The organism is Stenotrophomonas sp. STEN020 (genome assembly GCF_056760195.1).
Map to the genome: position 1 here is coordinate 1 of NZ_JBRREI010000002.1, position 14,933 is coordinate 14,933.

Sequence of the window (14,933 nt, forward strand, 5' to 3'; positions counted from 1 at the left end):
CCACTCTATTCTTCGCTGGCCACAAACCCCCTAAGCCTTTGGGCGCGGCGGCCGCCCCCCCCGGCCCCCCTCCCCCCCGTGTTCTTTTACGGCCTCCCCTCCCCCCCTTCCCCCCCGCCTTGGCCCTGACAGTGATTAGGCGGGTACCTGGAACCCGATTTTCTTGAGGGCCTCGACGCACGCATCCTGATCCTGTTGATAGTTGCCTCCGGAGATGCCGATCCCGCCGATCAATTTCCCGTCCTCCAGAATCGGATAGCCGCCGCCGACAGCGACCATCCGGGGCCGATAGGCCAGCGGCGCCACCTTGGGATCCTTGGTCACGTAGTCGTTCCAGACATGGGTCGGGTAGCCGAACGAGGCAGAACTCCAGGCCTTGTCGATGGCAACATCAACGGTGAGGAAAGGTGCGTCGTCGGTGCGCTCGAACGCGCGCAGGTTGCCGGTGGCGTCGACGACGGCAACGGCAGCTGGGATACCTATTGAGCGTGCCGCGGCGAGCGCCGCGGCAATGAGCGCGACTGCGGTTTCGCGGTTGATGGATGCGGTAGCAATGGACTTGGCCATCTGATTTCCTTAGCCGGCGGGAGATCCGGCCGGCTCTATTGGGGTTGGAAGGATACTGGGGGGTGCTCGTCAGAATCCTTCGAGGACGATCTTGCCTATTGACGTACTACTTTCGATGAGTGCGTGAACTGTCTTCAGGTTCGCGGCATTGATCGGCGACAGTTTCCGGGTCAGCGTCGTTCGGATCTTGCCGTCATCCACCAGCACGGCCATCGCATCGAGGATCTTGCCCTGCTCATTCATGTCGGGCGTGCCATAGATCGACCTTGTGAACATCAACTCGTGGTGAATCGATACCGCCTTGCGCTTGAACAACATGATGTCGAATACCTTGGGGTCGTCGATCAGTGCGAATCGTCCTTGCGGGGCGATCAGTTCGGCGATGTCGGCGGCATGCTTCTCGGTATGCGTCGTCGAGAAGACGAAAGCGGGGGCGCCAATGCCGAGCTCGGAAATCTGGGCCGCGAGGGGTCGGGAATGGTCGATGACGTGATGTGCCCCGAGCCCCTTCACCCACGCCTGGGTGTCCGGCCGAGAGGCGGTGGCGATGACCGTGAGGTCCGTGCGTTGACGAGCGATCTGGATGGCGATCGACCCGACGCCGCCGGCGCCGCCAATGATGAGGATCGCGGCGGCGGCACCCGGAACGGGTTTCGCCACATCCAGGCGATCGAACATTGCCTCCCATGCCGTCAACGTCGTCAACGGCAGCGCCGCCGCTTCTGCCCAGTCCAGCGAAGTGGGCTTTTTACCGACAATCCGGGCGTCGACGAGATGGAACTGCGCGTTGGTGCCGCTGCGCGTGATCGATCCGGCGTAATAGACCTCGTCGCCGGCCTTGAACTGCGTCACTTCCGAGCCGACCTCGCGCACGATCCCGGCGGCATCCCATCCAAGCACCTTCCAATCACCATCCGCGGGCGGTGAGCTGCCGCGAACCTTGTAGTCAACTGGATTGACTGAGACGGCCATCACCTCAACGAGGATGTCGTGTCCCGCAGCGACAGGCCGAGGCAAGTCGATATCAACCAGCGAGGCATTCTCGGCGATGGGTCCCGGAACCTTGTAACCGACTGCTTTCATGGGTGTCTCCAGCTTGATTAAGGTGCGATTGCAGTAAGAAGAACTGTGGCGCGTTCCGAAGTAATCACGTTTATTCCCTCGGTTGCGCTTCAGGCTTATAGCCTTTCGCGCACCGAATACCCGCTTTGGACCTACGCGCCATCGCCACCTTCAATGGCCTGCGCCACGGTCGCTCCAGGGAGTGCCAGCTCCGAAAAGTGTTGTCGGATGAGATCCAGCTTGGGATCGATGTAGAGGCGGCAGAAAGGTCTGCTCGGATCGGTTCGATAGTAGTTTTGGAAACGCTCGTCCGACGCCTTGAAGCTCCTGAAAGGAATGACGAGGGTATGCACCGGCTTGCCTGACTGTTCGGCGAAACTGGAAATAGCTCGCTCGGCCTCAAGCCGCTGATGATCGTCAAAGAGGTAGATCGCGCTGCGGTACTTGCCTCGAGGGGAGCGCGCTCTCGTCGCGGAGTGCGTTCTGAGGTGCACCTCGGAAAGCGTTTCCAACTGAATGACTGTCGAATCAAAGGTGACGATCACGCCCTCTGCCCACGTATCTGCAGGCGCGTCTGACTGGACAAATCCCTGGTCAACCTGAGTGACGCCGCGCAATGATTGGAACACGCCTTCCGTGCACCAATGGCATCCCCCGCCAAAGCCAGCCTTTGCGATGGTCACAGTCCATGCCTCGGTTCAATTCGACGCGTGGCTTTGCGCAGATCATTGCTCGGACCGGTGGCAGGACGCCTGGGCGTCATCGCTTATTCCTTCTGAACTATGGCTTGCAGGGGCAGAACGCGACGCTCCGCCCAGCGACAGCAACGTTTAGACGATGGATTCATATCCATCCGAAGTCCAATAACCAACGTCTATGCCTTCTATACCCCTGGCGGTACGCGCCGCCGTGGTGCGCTGGCATCTTCATGCCGACCCGTTGGCCTAGGCGTCCTATCGCCCGTCAGGGGTCAGGACGAAACCCCAGCACGAATGCCACGACCTTTTGGGTGGACATTTCGCAGGGCTTTAGTGACGTCTGATCTGACGCAACCCGATAGAGATTGAAGCTGACAATGTCTGTCCCCGCCAACTCCCTTGCAAAGAGGCTGTTGCGACGACCATCCTCGGATCGCTTAACGGTCACGCCGAAACGGCGGCCTTCGTACGCGCCCTCGGCGTATCCCTCCGGCATCGCTTTGAAGGCGGCATCGAAATCGGCGTGCTCCATCTCAGCTCACTCGTGTTGATCGTCAGAACGCACATGGCTTCTGGGAACTCGTGGCAGCCGTAGCAGATTAAACCGGGGGCAGCCCTCCAGCCGAGAGGCAGGCGCGAAGCCCATTGCAGTCTTGCCTTGCTGCCAGACTTCCCATCCCGTCGGACTATCTCATCACCGCGGACAGCCGAATCGGTGTCGGCGAACTACTTGGCCCGGACTGCAGTAGCTTAGTCTTGAGGTGGCGGCCGCGCGAGGAGCTCGTCAAGTCCGCCCGCGGCATCAAGATCAAATAGGTCGTCGCAGCCACCGACATGAGTGCCGTTGATGAAGATCTGCGGCACGGTGCCTCGGCCCGATGCTTCGACCATGGCCTGCCGGCGGGCTGGATCCGACCCGATATCGATCGATTTCCATTGCACGCCTTTCTCCTTGAGCAGCTCCATAGCCCGTCGGCAGTACGGGCACCAGCTCTTGGTGTACACGAGAACGTCTGGTTTCACGGTACGTTTCCCTTAGTCGATAGTCGAGGCAGAGCCTGTCGCGCCCAGACCCGGGGGTTAGTCATAGACCTGCCGTGGAGTCGTCGTACGGCATCTCACAGTTCGCAGACCCAAAGTCACTCCGGGATGCCGCTAGCGGGTCGTTCGCATGTCACTTCAGCCGTTGGACCACTTTGGGCTATCCGCCAGCACGTCGGCGGTCGTCAGCATGCTGGCGCGGTCAATTTACTGATCTCCCATCCATGGGCGCTCGAGGAGTGCAACCGTGCCTTGACCGCCATCGGCGCAAATGCTGACGATCGCGCGCGAGCCAGGAGGCATGGCCCAGAGCTCCTTCACCGCCTGGCTCAGGTCACGCGCGCCGGTCGCGCCAAACGGATGCCCAATGGCGACCGAGCCTCCGTTGGGATTGACACGGTCCCAATTGAAATCGCCCATTGCCGCCTGGACGCCGGCCTTTGTGCGCACCCACTCCGGGTCGGAAATAGCCGCCACGTTCGCTAGGACCTGGGACGCGAAGGCCTCGTGGATCTCCCAGAGCCCGATGTCGGCGAAGCTCAGTCGATTCCGGGCGAGCAGGCGAGGGATCCCATACGCCGGCGCCATGAGCAGACCTTCGGTATGGAAATCCACCGCAGACACCTCGTAGTCCACGAGCCGCGCGTAGGGCGTGCCCGTGGGGAGTCGGGCCAGTCCGGCCTTGGTGGCGACCCAGCAGCCGGCAGCACCATCGGTGATCGGGGAGCTGTTGCCCGCCGTCAGGCTCCCCTTTCCACTGTCGCGATCAAAGACCGGCTTGAGTGCGGCAAGCCGTTCGGGCGACGTATCAGCCCGGGGATTCGCATCGCGCGCCAGCTCCGGCAGCGGGATCACGAGATCGTCGAAGAAGCCACGCTCCCATCCCGCCACGGCACGCTGGTGACTCTTGAGCGCCCAGTCGTCCTGCGCCTCGCGCGTGACCTGCCAGGCCTTGGCTGTCTCCTCCATATGGTCGCCCATGGTTCGGCCGGTGATCCGGTTGGCCCAGCCCTTTGTGGGCAGCAGGTAGTCACGGGGGGTAAGAGCCTGGAGGGCGCCAAGTGCGGCCGCGGGATCGCTCGCAAATAGGTCCGTGAGTCTCTTGGATGCATCAGCCGTTAATGCGATCTGAGGACGGCTCATGACTTCGGACCCGCCGACCATCGTGAGTTCCGTTCCCCCGCCCAGCATCCCCGCCGCCGCGAACGTGGCCGTCATGCTGGTAGAGCAGGCCAGGACGACCGAGAACGCCGGCACCGTGGGACTGAGCTTGGCGTCCAGCCAGGTCTCGCGGGCGATGTTGCTCCAGCCCATGTTCGGAATCACTGTTCCCCAGACGAGCAGATCTGGCTCCGCCTGGGCCGCCATCGCCTTTACAACAGGGACCGACAGGGACACGGCGTCATAGGCCGACAACGGGCCTCCACCTCGTCCGAAAGGGGTTCGAAGGCCAGCGGCTACGTAAACGGGTCCGGCAAAACGAGTCATGTGGGTCTCCTACCTTCTTGAACTTGCGGAGGGGTATGGATGTATCAGGTGCCACTGAATACCTACGAAGCGCTAACGCGCGTGCAACGGGGCCAGGGATTGTTTAGCTGCACCCTGTTTGCCCGCACCGGAGAATCTGTTTGGGCCTTTCTAGAACGGAACCGGCAAGCTGCCTTTGTCATCGGCAAGAACATTGCAGACTGAATCCTGGGCTGAACATACAGACCTAGAGGCACTGAATTTGGCCATTTCCCACTAGCCGCCGTAACGCTCGGTTCGGACACTGGAGGCATCCACGCCTGCAAGCAGAACCGCATCCGTCGCGATATTGACGAAGCCGTTGGATCCACAGACGAATACGTGTGTAGGCATTCGGTCAAGCCGAGTCAGGATCTCCTGGACCATGGCGCCGTCGATCCGTCGCCCATAGTCCAAGCCTCGGGCCGGTCGCTCCCGCGTAATTGCCAAAGCCATAAGGAATGCCGGATCGCTGGACTCGATCGAATGAAGTTCTTCCGAGAAGAGAACGTCCCTTGCGGTTCGCGCAGAGAGGAGCAACGCGGTCGGCAACGTTTGGGCAAGTGAGTGGCGCTGACGAATCATCGCCATCAACGGCACGAGGCCAGATCCTGCCCCGATCAGCAGCACGGCGTCTGCGGCAGGCTTTGGCCAAAGGAAATGGCCTCCCAGCGGACCACGAAGTTCTATTTCGTCCCCGACGGCTGCGACGTCGTGGAAAAAGGACGACACCTCACCATCGGGCAAAAGCTCAATAGCGATCTCTATGATCGAGCTTGCGTTTGCAGATGACGCGATCGAGTAGCTACGCATTGCGCTGTAGCCATCGGGCGCGGTCAGCTTGACGTCGACGTGCTGCCCTGCGATGTGCACAAATGATCTGCTCAGCCGAAGGAACAAGCTCTTGATGGTCGGCGTTCGCTGCACGATCCCGACGATCACGCACGACTGCCACGGTATCTGCTGATCGCCGTTGTCAGTCATTTTTGTACCGTTGCTCGCGCCACGGATCGCCGTAGATGTGATAGCCGCGCAGTTCCCAAAAACCGGCCTCGTCACGCGTTGTGAACTGCAGAGCATTCACCCACTTTGCTGACTTCCAGAAGTAAAGGTGCGGCACCAGAAGCCGCGCAGGCCCCCCATGGTCGCGTGGCAGTGGCTTCCCGGCGTAGCTGAGCGCAACCATCGCCTTTCCCGAAAGCAGATCCACCAACGGAACATTTGTCGAGTACCCGTCGTAGCAGTGCGCCAGTACGAAGTCCGTGGGCCGGCCAAGGCCGGCGTCCGCAAGAATGTCCTCGATCAGCACGCCTTCCCACTCGGTATCGAGTTTGGACCAAGACGTGACACAGTGAATATCCCGAGTCACCTTGGTCTTCGGCAGGGCGTTGAACTGGCTCCAGTTCCACACCTTGGCGGGCTTCGGGCCGATCTTGACGGTGAATTTCCAATCGGCAGTATCAACGAGCGGCGTGGGTCCGGCTGACAGGACCGGAAAGCCTTGCTCGAGATGCTGCCCAGGCGGAACCCGATCCGCTTGATTGCTGCCCGAACCGCGGCCAGTGAATCCTCTGGTGACCATGGCGAACCTCCTTACGTGTCACGACAGAAAGGAACCGGTTTCATCACGAACCACTGCGCATTCCCTTCGCACAGGTCGCTGCCGGACGGGCAACCGGGTGAAGGCCAGAATAGCGGATGCCAAATATCAGTAGCTACCTTCCCCCGACGCAGCGAGCCACGCGCATCGCCTGGAAACCGTAGCATCCGATCGACACCATTGCCCAATAGCGACGGGCTATGTATTCGATAGCCCAGGCAGGGATTTGTGGCCTATCCCCAGTCAGCGTCTTAACAGCCGACAGCGTCCCTTTCCTTTGGCGGTATGGAACGGGGGAATGTCGCTCATGCCGCACAGCCCCTGATGTTCCGCCCCGCCGTGGAAGCTCGGTCAATGCAGCGCCGTGCAAAGCTGAATTTCTCGATGGCGCGCCGCTGACCAAACTGCGCCGTCGCCTTGCGGCAATCAGGCATGGAGCCTATGTCGCGAAGCTATTTCAAATGTTTCGCGCTTACCTTCATAGTCTCAGGCGCGGTTCTTACGAATCCCGAGAACGCCTCGGCTTGAGTGCCGACTTGGCGGATCAAGCGTACGTGAGACAAACCGCAGGGGCCTTCGAGCGATCGGCAAGGGCTGCTCGCTCGGATACTTGCCAGGGGTCTACATCAAGGGTGGAGAATCTAATGAACGTGTCCGAACGACAAGCACCTGAGCTTCGAGTGCAGCGATGGATTGGCGCCGACGGAGAGAGAATCGCACCTCTCAAACTGTCGGATCTGGGTGCAGGACCGAAGATCCTGTTCGCATTCCAAGACTGGTGCGGTGGCTGCCATTCCCATGGGTTCCCGACACTCCAAGCGCTGCATGCCGTCTTGAGCGACCAGGGCGTCGGATTTGCTGTGATCCAAACCGTATTTGAAGGAGCGCACGAGAACACCTTCGAGAGATTGCGACCGAACCAGGTCGAGTACGCGCTTCCTGTCGCATTTGGTCACGACGAGCCCCCGGCGGGATCGACGCATCCGACGTTCATGCAGGACTACCGAACCCGAGGAACGCCATGGTTCACGGTCATCGACGCGGGTGGTCGGATTATTCTCTCGGACTTCCGCCTGGATGTGGGTCGACTCGTGAAGGCATTGGAGCAGGGATAGTCAATGCGGCGATGGCTCACCCTGACCACTACCCACCTAGCGGTGCTCGCGCTAGGTTTTGGCGGCGGCATCTATGCCCTGCCTATCCTGACAGCTCCGGAAGCACCGGATGAAGAGGTACTTGATCGGGTCGCCGCGGAAACGCTCTACGCAGGGCGCTTCGTGCGCGACCTCAAAGGCAGCAATCGACTCCACTGGGGCGAAGGCGAGGTGCGTGTATCGCGCAGTCACATTGCGCACTTTGGGCGCCTAGCCCCAGGCCCCGACTACAAGCTCTATCTCGCCCCACGCTTTGTCGACACGGAGGCGGCCTTTCTCCGCGTCAAAGACGTATCGCGCCGCGTGGGAGACGTGAGGACGTTTAACGGCTTCCTAGTGGATGTGCCGACCGACACCGATGTTCGTGACTACACCACGGTCGTTATCTGGTGCGAGTCATTCGGTCAGTTCATCAGCGCCGCTGAGTACCAGGCCTCACGTCTTACTCGAGAATGACGAGCGCGTTGTATTCCGTCAGGCCGGGGTGTAACCCCGGCCTGAACTGGCTGTCTCGCGGGAGGGCTCGCCTCGCTTTGAGCAGGCGCCAGCCAGAAGAACGGGAGTAGATCTACTCGACACTTTCTACGGTGATGTTCCGGCCGTTGAACTGCACGGTCTCTCCCGCGCGTGCGCCTTCAATGGCCTGGAAGATCGGCGCCATTGTGGAGATGCCCATAAGCTCCTGCCCATGACAGTTGAACTGGCTCGTTGACACAGCAACCACAAAGTACCGGCCGGACAACTTAACGACGGCACCCTCAACGACGGTAGACTTCGGCCCGAAATCGATTGTTTCGAGCTTTTCAATTTTATCCGCATAGTCATGGAGCTTGTCATCAAGCCCTTCGGCGAGGTCGCTCGCGATTTCCGCCTGAGCGTGCTCGTCATTCTCGATCGGCTCGCTTCGATCAAGCCGAGCAGTCGATACGTAGCCTAGATACGTGTCGCGAGCGCTCTTCAAGGCCGCCGTTTCCAACGACAGCATCGTCTCTCTGATGTGGTCTTTGTTCCAGTTCACAATCACCTCGCCTTGTATCGCTATTGGAGCCGTCTGCCCGTCAGGATCCGCCGGGGACCGCCGTGTAATTGAGCTTTGTCATCCCGCCCACGCGGCTATTCATCGCTGACAAAGTCCTCTCCTTGATAAGGAGCTCGGATCAGCCTGGGGTCTCGGATGATGCTTGTGACCAGCCAAACATAGGTTTGCTCTGCGGTATCAAATCCGAGGATGCTGAAGGCACCGCCGAAGGGACATGCGGGAAAGTCGGGGAACCCTTCCCGAAGGACATAACGCTCGGGTTCTTGTTCAAACTCGCGCTTGTAGACCTTGCGCAGACCGTGCTTGCTCGGCACATCCCGGTCCCCTGTCGGCACCGTTTCTCGATGTGCCAAAAGCTGCTCGGAAAAGTCCGCATGGCAAATCTCGTCGAACACATCGAATGCGTCGATAAGGAGTCCCCGGTGCCCCGTCTTTGGGTCCGTGATCGCGTAGATGTTTGAAGCATCCTCCGCATCGTCGCCACTCTCCAGGCGCAGCGCAGCGTCCACACGCATAGAGCAAGCATCCAGTTTCGATCCGAATTCGAGATCGACGAGATGGCCATCCTTGACACGATACTCGCGGTCGTATCCCTTGGCGACGTACGACTGCACTGCGCTTATGACATCGGTCACTTGGGTGTTCATTGAGGCGCCTTCATCTCGCGTTGAATGGAGCGTGCGCCCGCACGGGGCGTGCTGTGGACTGCCGGAGGACGGCGGAGATGTTTGGGTACAGAATTCAAAGCCACTTTGCCTTCTTGAAGCGCAAGAAGAGGATGAGGCAGGACGTCGCCATGAGCCCAATCACGACGAAGAATCCGTAGGTCGCATTCAGGCCGGGCATGTGCGTGAAGTTCATGCCATATATTCCAGCGATTGCCGCCGGAACTGCCAGTACAGCCGCCCAAACCGCGAGCTGGCGGGTGATCCTACCCATCCTTTGCGCTTCCAGAAGACTGCTGAACTCAAAGACAGATGACAGGACCTGAAGTAGTCCGTTAACCATGGTCTGCACGCGATCAACGTGGTCCGCGACATCGTTGAAGTACGGCCTCACATCGGCGCTGATGCAGGGAAAGTGCCCGCGAACCAGCTTTCTGACCAACTCGGCCATCGCTCCGAGCGTACGCTGGAAGTGGGTGAGCTCGCATCTCAGTGCAAAGATGCGGGCGACGTCTTCTCGTCCGAGAAAGTCGCCAAGTGACCGCCTTTCCATTGCCAGGACGTCATCTTCGATCATTTCAAAGATGGGCAGATACTGGTCGACAATCCGGTGCAGGATCGCGTGCAACACGTAGTCGACGCCCTTTCCCAACAGCGCCGGCGAAGCCTCGAGTTGCTTTCGAAGGGTACCTAGCTCTCCGGCGTGGCCGTGCCGTACGGTGATGAGATGATTGTGACCGGTGAAGATTGCCATCTTCCCGTAGCGAATCGTGTCGCCTACCAGCTCGGCAGTCTGGGCGACGACGTACAGCTCATCGTTGTAGACCTCGAGCTTGGGCGGGCACAGCGGGTGCATCGCATTATCGATGGCCACCGGATGGAGCTGATAGGTCGTTTGTATCGCGTGAAGCTCCTCGGCAGTGGGGTCGTGTAGCGCGATCCAACAGAAGTCCGATCGACTCTTATCCCATTGGACGTGCTCGTCGAGCGCGACGTCCCTGATTCGCTTACCTTCGTTGTAATAGCAGGCGGCAACGATGCTCATGCCGGCCTCGCAGGGATCTTCAGACCCCGCTGTACAGCTGGTCGAGCTAGCCCACGACCGAGCCAGGCTTGGATATTCGAGTATTCGCTTAGCCCGACGATGTCGCCGGCACCGTAGGTTTCGATCAGCGCGTTTACCCAGCCGAGCGTCGCGATGTCCGCGATCGAATAGTCATCGACGATCCACTCGCGCCCTTCCAGCTGCCGATCAAGCACCCCTAGGAGTCGCTTGGATTCGTCGATATAGCGCTGTTGTGGGCGTTTATCTTCATAGTCCTTCCCGCCCCAGCGCAGGAAGAAGCCTAGCTGGCCGAACATCGGCCCGATGGCCGACATCTGGAAGAACACCCACGTCAGAGTTTCGTAGCGTTTGGCGGGTGCATTTGGGATGAGCTGGCCGGTCTTCTCGGCCAGGTAGATGAGGATGGCACCGGATTCCCAAACCGCAATCGGGCTCCCGCTTGGCCCTGCAGGGTCGATGATTGCCGGTATCCGGCCGTTCGGATTCAAGGACACGAACGCCGGATCTTTTGACTCGTTTTTGGAGATATCGACCAAGTGGGGCTCGTACGGCAAGCCGGTCTCCTCCAGCATGATCGAGACCTTGACGCCATTGGGCGTGGGAGATGCATAGAGTTGGATGCGCTCGGGATGAGATGCCGGCCAGCGCTTCGTGACCGGAAAGGACGAGAGATCTGACATGGTTCTGCGATCCTGGTGATGCGATGGCTGGGGACTGGAGAACTCAACCCTATCAGCACTGGGTTCGATAACCGCGCCGAAGAATGGCGCGGTTATCGATGACTGCGAGGAGGACGGGGGCTCAGGTCGCGACCCGCGAAGACGGTTCTGCCTCAGCCCCGGCCGATGACCGCACAAGGTCCCCGTTTTAGCGCTTGGGAAGAACCCAGTTGGAACGGGGAAAGTGGCACGTATAGCCGCCCGGCCGATTCTCCAAATAGTTCTGGTGCTCCGGTTCGGCCTCCCAGAATTCGCTCACCGGCTCGACTTCGGTGACCACCTTGCCATCCCATAGTCCGGAGGCATCTACATCGGCGATTGTGTCCTCGACAACGCGTTTCTGCTCCTCGTCGACATAGTAGATGGCCGACCGATAGGAAAGCCCACGATCATTGCCCTGGCGGTTCTTGGTTGTCGGATCATGGATCTGGAAGAAGTACTCCAGGATATTCCGGTAACTGGTCACCGCCGGGTCGAAGATGATCTCGATTCCCTCGGCGTGCGTGCCGTGATTTCGGTACGTGGCATTGGGAACATCGCCACCTGTGTAACCGACACGCGTCGAAACGATGCCCGGCTGCTTGCGAATGAGATCTTGCATGCCCCAGAAGCATCCACCCGCCAGAACTGCGCGCTGATGCATGTTAAGCCTCCTTGATCTGATCGAGATACTCGCCGTATCCCTCGCCTTCCATCTCGTCACGCGGGATGAACCGAAGAGACGCAGAGTTTATGCAGTACCGAAGGCCGCCGCGGTCGGACGGACCATCCGGGAACACATGGCCAAGATGACTGTCGGCATGTACCGACCTGACTTCCGTCCGCCTCATCCCATGGGCGCCGTCCTGAACCTCGTTCACGTTGGCCTGAACGATCGGCTTGGTAAAGCTCGGCCAGCCGGTGCCAGAATCGAACTTGTCCGTCGATGCGAAGAGCGGCTCTCCAGACACGACGTCGACGTAGATGCCAGGCTTCTTGTTGTCGTTGTGTTCGCCCGTGAATGGCCTTTCGGTACCCGCGTTTTGGGTGACCCAATGCTGCTCCGGGGTGAGACGGTCCAACGCTGTCTTTGACTTTTCAAACTTCACGATAGCCTCCGTTACGCATCCAGTGGGGCAGCCAAACTGTCGTTTGTGTTCCTAGTCAGTACAACGACTATCGCAGCGCGCCTTGGATTTATCCAATACGTGCAACGTATCGCGGCGATAGCATTGAAGCACTTCGCGATCTGATTCACTTTTGTTCGCCCCAGGTCGCCAGCTGCTGATACCTTGAGTTGACTATCACAGGTTTGGCGAGCGCCCCGATGAGGCTCTTCGGGTGCCTTGGGAGCGCAACCGCCAGCCGTCTGCAGGAGGTTCGTTGGTATGGCGGAGACTAAGTTTGCGTTTGTTGGCGTGGGCGGCTCCCAGCTTTCCGGGCATCTTGAACCGCCGGAGGGAACGCCGCGTGGCTGGGCAATCTTCGCGCACTGCTTTACGTGCGGAAAGGACAGCCGCGCTGCCGTTTACATCTCCCGCGCATTGTCTCGTGCTGGTATCGGTGTCCTGCGATTTGATTTCGCCGGCATTGGAGCCGGGTCGGTAGAGCCCGTCAGCTTCGCGTCGGACGTCGAGGACATTCGTTTAGCCGCAATGGCGATGACGGAGGCGGGGATGCCGCCCTCCTTGCTTGTTGGGCACAGCCTGGGTGGAACCGCTTCGATCGTGGCCGCGGCCGAGCTGCCTGGCGTGGCGGCGGTGGCGACGATCGGCGCTCCCGCCGACCTAGAGCATATCCTCCGTTTTTTCCGGCCGATTGACCTGGATACCATCGCCAGCGAGGGCGAAGCATCAGCAGAGATTGCTGGCCGAACCTTCGTGGTTCGCCGCAGCTTCCTACAGGCGGTTGAGGCGTTTGACATCGAGAAATCCATCGCATCGCTCCGGCGTCCTGTGCTGGTCATGCATTCTCCGCTGGATCAGGTGGTCGGCATCGACCACGCGTCGCGCATCTTCGTCGCATCCAAACATCCCAAGAGCTTCTTCTCGCTCGACACAGCGGATCACCTGCTTACGAGTGCTGCCGACGCGAACTACGCCTCGGCTATGGTGGCCGCCTGGGCGAGCCGCTTCCTTCCACTTCTCAAGACTGATCTTCCGCAGGTCGAGGTTGCGAAGGGAGTTGTCGCCACCGAAACCCTTGCGGGAAAATTCCAGCTCGAGATCCGTAGCGGCGAGCATACGTTCTTCGCCGACGAGCCAGCGTCGGTCGGCGGTCTAGGAACCGGACTATCTCCCTACGAGCTTGTGTCTGCCGGCTTGGCGGCGTGTACGGTCATGACCATGCGTGTCTACGCAATTCGCAAGGGCTTTCCGCTCGAACGGGCGAGCACGACTGTGCAGCACGAGAGGGTGCCGGGCATGATGCCGCCCGACCGATTTACCCGCACCATCACCCTCGATGGCCCGCTGAACGATGATCAGCGTGCTCGGATTCTCGCGATCGCTGATCGATGCCCGGTTGATCTGACCCTAGTCCGGGGTTCTGACGTTCAGACGGAGCTTTCAAGCGGCACTGAGACTGCGGTACCCGCGCCAGACTGAAACAAGCGCCTACCGGCTGCGTCCATTAACACGGCCGTTTTACGCCAAGTGGGTTACGGATGTAGTTTGCGTCTACCGTACTTCCCTAGCTGGACCTATTTCTCAATGGGGCACGTGCGCGACTGCAATTTCACACCTCTCGACCGGCAGTAATACCTCGATCGAGCAACTCTGCGTCGACGGGACAGTCCGTACACCCCTCATGGCAGCAGAGGCGACATATCCGGTAAGAGTGTTCAAGACTCTCAAGACGAGCGCGGAGGACACGTGCAGAGAGCTGGCCCAGGATCTTCATCTCCTCGTGGGTCAGAACGGCCAGTCCCTCGGCGATGATTTGGTCCCTTGAGTTCAAGACGTCGTCGCTGACCGCCTTGCCAGCACCCGTCAGATAGAGTGCGCGTGTACGTCCGTCAGTGGGATGCTCCCGGCGCTCGATCAAGCCTTCCGTGACCAGACGGTCAACAAGTCGAACCGTTCCTGCATGGGAGAGACCCACGCCCGCGGCCAGCATGCCTACTGACAGGCCTGGCTTGTGCGCTAGCAGTGCCAGCGCCGAGGCGGTGGGGCCTGCCTCGGGCGCACGCGAAGAACTGGCGCGAATGACGTCGTCGCTGATCATCAGCGCGAACGCCCCAAAGACATTGCGATCTTGGAGTTGAGTCATGGAGACCATATATATGTCCACCGCGCATAGACTGCAAGGGAATAGTGATGCTTTTAGGGCATCCGGGAACAGGGGCTAAGCGTATGCGTCCTGTCTTTTGTGCATATAAACAGTGAGTTGGGTGACCCCGCGGAGACCAGCCCGTCCGATGCGATTGGTATTGGCAATGCCTATCAGCTATGGACTCCTGATCCACTCCAGACACTATATGCACGCCGCATATAGATTCGAACGATGACTGGACCCGTCGGAGGACGGGCGCTGGCCAGACCCCCTGCCCTCGGGAGGCCGACCACCAGGTCGGCGGATTGCGCAGCCAATTGCTAAGAGGAAGGAGGGGGCATTGCCTCCTGGACGCGGCGGAACCGGGTAACGGTTTGCTTCAGATCCGAATCAGATCAGGGCGTAGCGAGATGAGTGCGCCAAGGCGTGGCTTGTCAGGCACTTGGAAATTGCGGCGGCGCGGATGGCCTATGAGGGGCAGCGCTGAAATGAGGTCGCGCAATTATGTGCCGCTGCGCTGTCCTTAGCGTGTGAGGACTAGTGGACGCGGAGCTGCTGCCCAAG

General features: G+C 60.0%; 18 protein-coding genes. 3 read left to right on the top strand and 15 right to left on the bottom strand.

The window, feature by feature from the left end:
* Window positions 1-135: 135 nt before the first annotated feature.
* The 8 genes from ACVOLZ_RS01220 to ACVOLZ_RS01255 all read right to left on the bottom strand — a co-directional run bounded on the left by ACVOLZ_RS01220 (window position 136) and on the right by ACVOLZ_RS01255 (window position 6,456).
* Window positions 136-567, bottom strand: coding sequence for a GlcG/HbpS family heme-binding protein (locus tag ACVOLZ_RS01220; protein WP_481514792.1), 432 nt, complete (start codon window positions 565-567; stop codon window positions 136-138).
* Window positions 568-636: 69 nt separating this feature from the next.
* Entirely contained in the window at window positions 637-1,650 is a 1,014-nt protein-coding gene (locus ACVOLZ_RS01225) for a zinc-binding alcohol dehydrogenase family protein (RefSeq protein WP_481514793.1), read from the bottom strand.
* A gap of 131 nt (window positions 1,651-1,781) precedes the next feature.
* Window positions 1,782-2,312: a peptide-methionine (S)-S-oxide reductase gene (locus ACVOLZ_RS01230; protein WP_481514794.1), complete on the bottom strand. Its 531-nt coding sequence runs from the start codon at window positions 2,310-2,312 to the stop codon at window positions 1,782-1,784.
* Window positions 2,313-2,592: 280 nt separating this feature from the next.
* Window positions 2,593-2,859: a hypothetical protein gene (locus tag ACVOLZ_RS01235; protein ID WP_481514795.1), complete on the bottom strand. Its 267-nt coding sequence runs from the start codon at window positions 2,857-2,859 to the stop codon at window positions 2,593-2,595.
* 218 nt (window positions 2,860-3,077) lie between these two features.
* Window positions 3,078-3,350 (bottom strand): glutaredoxin 3, encoded by a 273-nt coding sequence (gene grxC, locus ACVOLZ_RS01240; RefSeq protein ID WP_279704292.1) that lies wholly within the window; start codon window positions 3,348-3,350, stop codon window positions 3,078-3,080.
* A gap of 225 nt (window positions 3,351-3,575) precedes the next feature.
* Window positions 3,576-4,856, bottom strand: a complete 1,281-nt coding sequence (locus ACVOLZ_RS01245) for a thiolase family protein (protein WP_481509477.1) — start codon at window positions 4,854-4,856, stop codon at window positions 3,576-3,578.
* A 255-nt stretch (window positions 4,857-5,111) separates the two neighbouring features.
* Window positions 5,112-5,858: an FAD-binding oxidoreductase gene (locus tag ACVOLZ_RS01250; RefSeq protein ID WP_481514796.1), complete on the bottom strand. Its 747-nt coding sequence runs from the start codon at window positions 5,856-5,858 to the stop codon at window positions 5,112-5,114.
* Window positions 5,851-6,456 carry a sulfite oxidase-like oxidoreductase gene (locus ACVOLZ_RS01255; RefSeq protein ID WP_481514797.1) on the bottom strand — a complete coding sequence of 202 codons (606 nt, stop codon included), beginning with the start codon at window positions 6,454-6,456 and terminating at the stop codon, window positions 5,851-5,853. The genes ACVOLZ_RS01250 and ACVOLZ_RS01255 overlap by 8 nt, the downstream gene beginning before the upstream one ends.
* Before the next feature lie 662 nt (window positions 6,457-7,118).
* Here ACVOLZ_RS01255 and ACVOLZ_RS01260 point away from each other — a divergent pair.
* Together ACVOLZ_RS01260 and ACVOLZ_RS01265 are read left to right on the top strand one after the other, a co-directional pair.
* Complete coding sequence (locus ACVOLZ_RS01260) at window positions 7,119-7,589, top strand: peroxiredoxin family protein (RefSeq protein WP_481514798.1); 471 nt, start codon at window positions 7,119-7,121, stop codon at window positions 7,587-7,589.
* A 3-nt stretch (window positions 7,590-7,592) separates the two neighbouring features.
* Window positions 7,593-8,084: a DM13 domain-containing protein gene (locus ACVOLZ_RS01265; RefSeq protein ID WP_481514799.1), complete on the top strand. Its 492-nt coding sequence runs from the start codon at window positions 7,593-7,595 to the stop codon at window positions 8,082-8,084.
* A 112-nt stretch (window positions 8,085-8,196) separates the two neighbouring features.
* On the opposite strand, the gene ACVOLZ_RS01270 is transcribed toward ACVOLZ_RS01265, so the two are convergent.
* The 6 genes from ACVOLZ_RS01270 to msrB form a co-directional block, all read right to left on the bottom strand.
* The gene (locus tag ACVOLZ_RS01270) at window positions 8,197-8,646 is read right to left on the bottom strand and encodes a hypothetical protein (protein ID WP_200909198.1); all 450 of its coding nucleotides are present in this window, start codon (window positions 8,644-8,646) and stop codon (window positions 8,197-8,199) included.
* A gap of 95 nt (window positions 8,647-8,741) precedes the next feature.
* On the bottom strand, window positions 8,742-9,314 hold the full coding sequence (locus tag ACVOLZ_RS01275; RefSeq protein ID WP_054662472.1) for a hypothetical protein: 573 nt from the start codon (window positions 9,312-9,314) through the stop codon (window positions 8,742-8,744).
* A gap of 94 nt (window positions 9,315-9,408) precedes the next feature.
* The gene (locus tag ACVOLZ_RS01280) at window positions 9,409-10,377 is read right to left on the bottom strand and encodes a magnesium and cobalt transport protein CorA (protein ID WP_481514800.1); all 969 of its coding nucleotides are present in this window, start codon (window positions 10,375-10,377) and stop codon (window positions 9,409-9,411) included.
* Window positions 10,374-11,078, bottom strand: coding sequence for a glutathione S-transferase N-terminal domain-containing protein (locus tag ACVOLZ_RS01285; RefSeq protein ID WP_054662466.1), 705 nt, complete (start codon window positions 11,076-11,078; stop codon window positions 10,374-10,376). The genes ACVOLZ_RS01280 and ACVOLZ_RS01285 overlap by 4 nt, the downstream gene beginning before the upstream one ends.
* A gap of 187 nt (window positions 11,079-11,265) precedes the next feature.
* Window positions 11,266-11,760 (bottom strand): peptide-methionine (S)-S-oxide reductase MsrA, encoded by a 495-nt coding sequence (msrA, locus tag ACVOLZ_RS01290; RefSeq protein WP_028876941.1) that lies wholly within the window; start codon window positions 11,758-11,760, stop codon window positions 11,266-11,268.
* 1 nt (window position 11,761) lies between these two features.
* Window positions 11,762-12,205, bottom strand: coding sequence for a peptide-methionine (R)-S-oxide reductase MsrB (gene msrB / locus ACVOLZ_RS01295; RefSeq protein WP_028876940.1), 444 nt, complete (start codon window positions 12,203-12,205; stop codon window positions 11,762-11,764).
* Window positions 12,206-12,484: 279 nt separating this feature from the next.
* On the opposite strand from msrB, the gene ACVOLZ_RS01300 reads away from it, so the two are divergent.
* A complete protein-coding gene (locus ACVOLZ_RS01300) occupies window positions 12,485-13,702 on the top strand; it encodes a bifunctional alpha/beta hydrolase/OsmC family protein (protein ID WP_279704282.1) in 1,218 nt (405 codons plus the stop codon).
* A 130-nt stretch (window positions 13,703-13,832) separates the two neighbouring features.
* On the opposite strand, the gene ACVOLZ_RS01305 is transcribed toward ACVOLZ_RS01300, so the two are convergent.
* On the bottom strand, window positions 13,833-14,366 hold the full coding sequence (locus ACVOLZ_RS01305; RefSeq protein WP_481514801.1) for a MarR family winged helix-turn-helix transcriptional regulator: 534 nt from the start codon (window positions 14,364-14,366) through the stop codon (window positions 13,833-13,835).
* Between the last annotated feature and the right edge of the window lie 567 nt (window positions 14,367-14,933).

Coding starts and splice junctions, on each gene's coding strand:
- ACVOLZ_RS01220 (WP_481514792.1), bottom strand. CDS start 567: ATGGCCAAGTCCATTGCTACCGCATCCATCAACCGCGAAACCGCAGTC.
- ACVOLZ_RS01225 (WP_481514793.1), bottom strand. CDS start 1,650: ATGAAAGCAGTCGGTTACAAGGTTCCGGGACCCATCGCCGAGAATGCC.
- ACVOLZ_RS01235 (WP_481514795.1), bottom strand. CDS start 2,859: ATGGAGCACGCCGATTTCGATGCCGCCTTCAAAGCGATGCCGGAGGGA.
- ACVOLZ_RS01245 (WP_481509477.1), bottom strand. CDS start 4,856: ATGACTCGTTTTGCCGGACCCGTTTACGTAGCCGCTGGCCTTCGAACC.
- ACVOLZ_RS01250 (WP_481514796.1), bottom strand. CDS start 5,858: ATGACTGACAACGGCGATCAGCAGATACCGTGGCAGTCGTGCGTGATC.
- ACVOLZ_RS01255 (WP_481514797.1), bottom strand. CDS start 6,456: ATGGTCACCAGAGGATTCACTGGCCGCGGTTCGGGCAGCAATCAAGCG.
- ACVOLZ_RS01260 (WP_481514798.1), top strand. CDS start 7,119: ATGAACGTGTCCGAACGACAAGCACCTGAGCTTCGAGTGCAGCGATGG.
- ACVOLZ_RS01265 (WP_481514799.1), top strand. CDS start 7,593: ATGCGGCGATGGCTCACCCTGACCACTACCCACCTAGCGGTGCTCGCG.
- ACVOLZ_RS01275 (WP_054662472.1), bottom strand. CDS start 9,314: ATGAACACCCAAGTGACCGATGTCATAAGCGCAGTGCAGTCGTACGTC.
- ACVOLZ_RS01280 (WP_481514800.1), bottom strand. CDS start 10,377: ATGAGCATCGTTGCCGCCTGCTATTACAACGAAGGTAAGCGAATCAGG.
- ACVOLZ_RS01285 (WP_054662466.1), bottom strand. CDS start 11,078: ATGTCAGATCTCTCGTCCTTTCCGGTCACGAAGCGCTGGCCGGCATCT.
- msrA (WP_028876941.1), bottom strand. CDS start 11,760: ATGCATCAGCGCGCAGTTCTGGCGGGTGGATGCTTCTGGGGCATGCAA.
- ACVOLZ_RS01300 (WP_279704282.1), top strand. CDS start 12,485: ATGGCGGAGACTAAGTTTGCGTTTGTTGGCGTGGGCGGCTCCCAGCTT.
- ACVOLZ_RS01305 (WP_481514801.1), bottom strand. CDS start 14,366: ATGACTCAACTCCAAGATCGCAATGTCTTTGGGGCGTTCGCGCTGATG.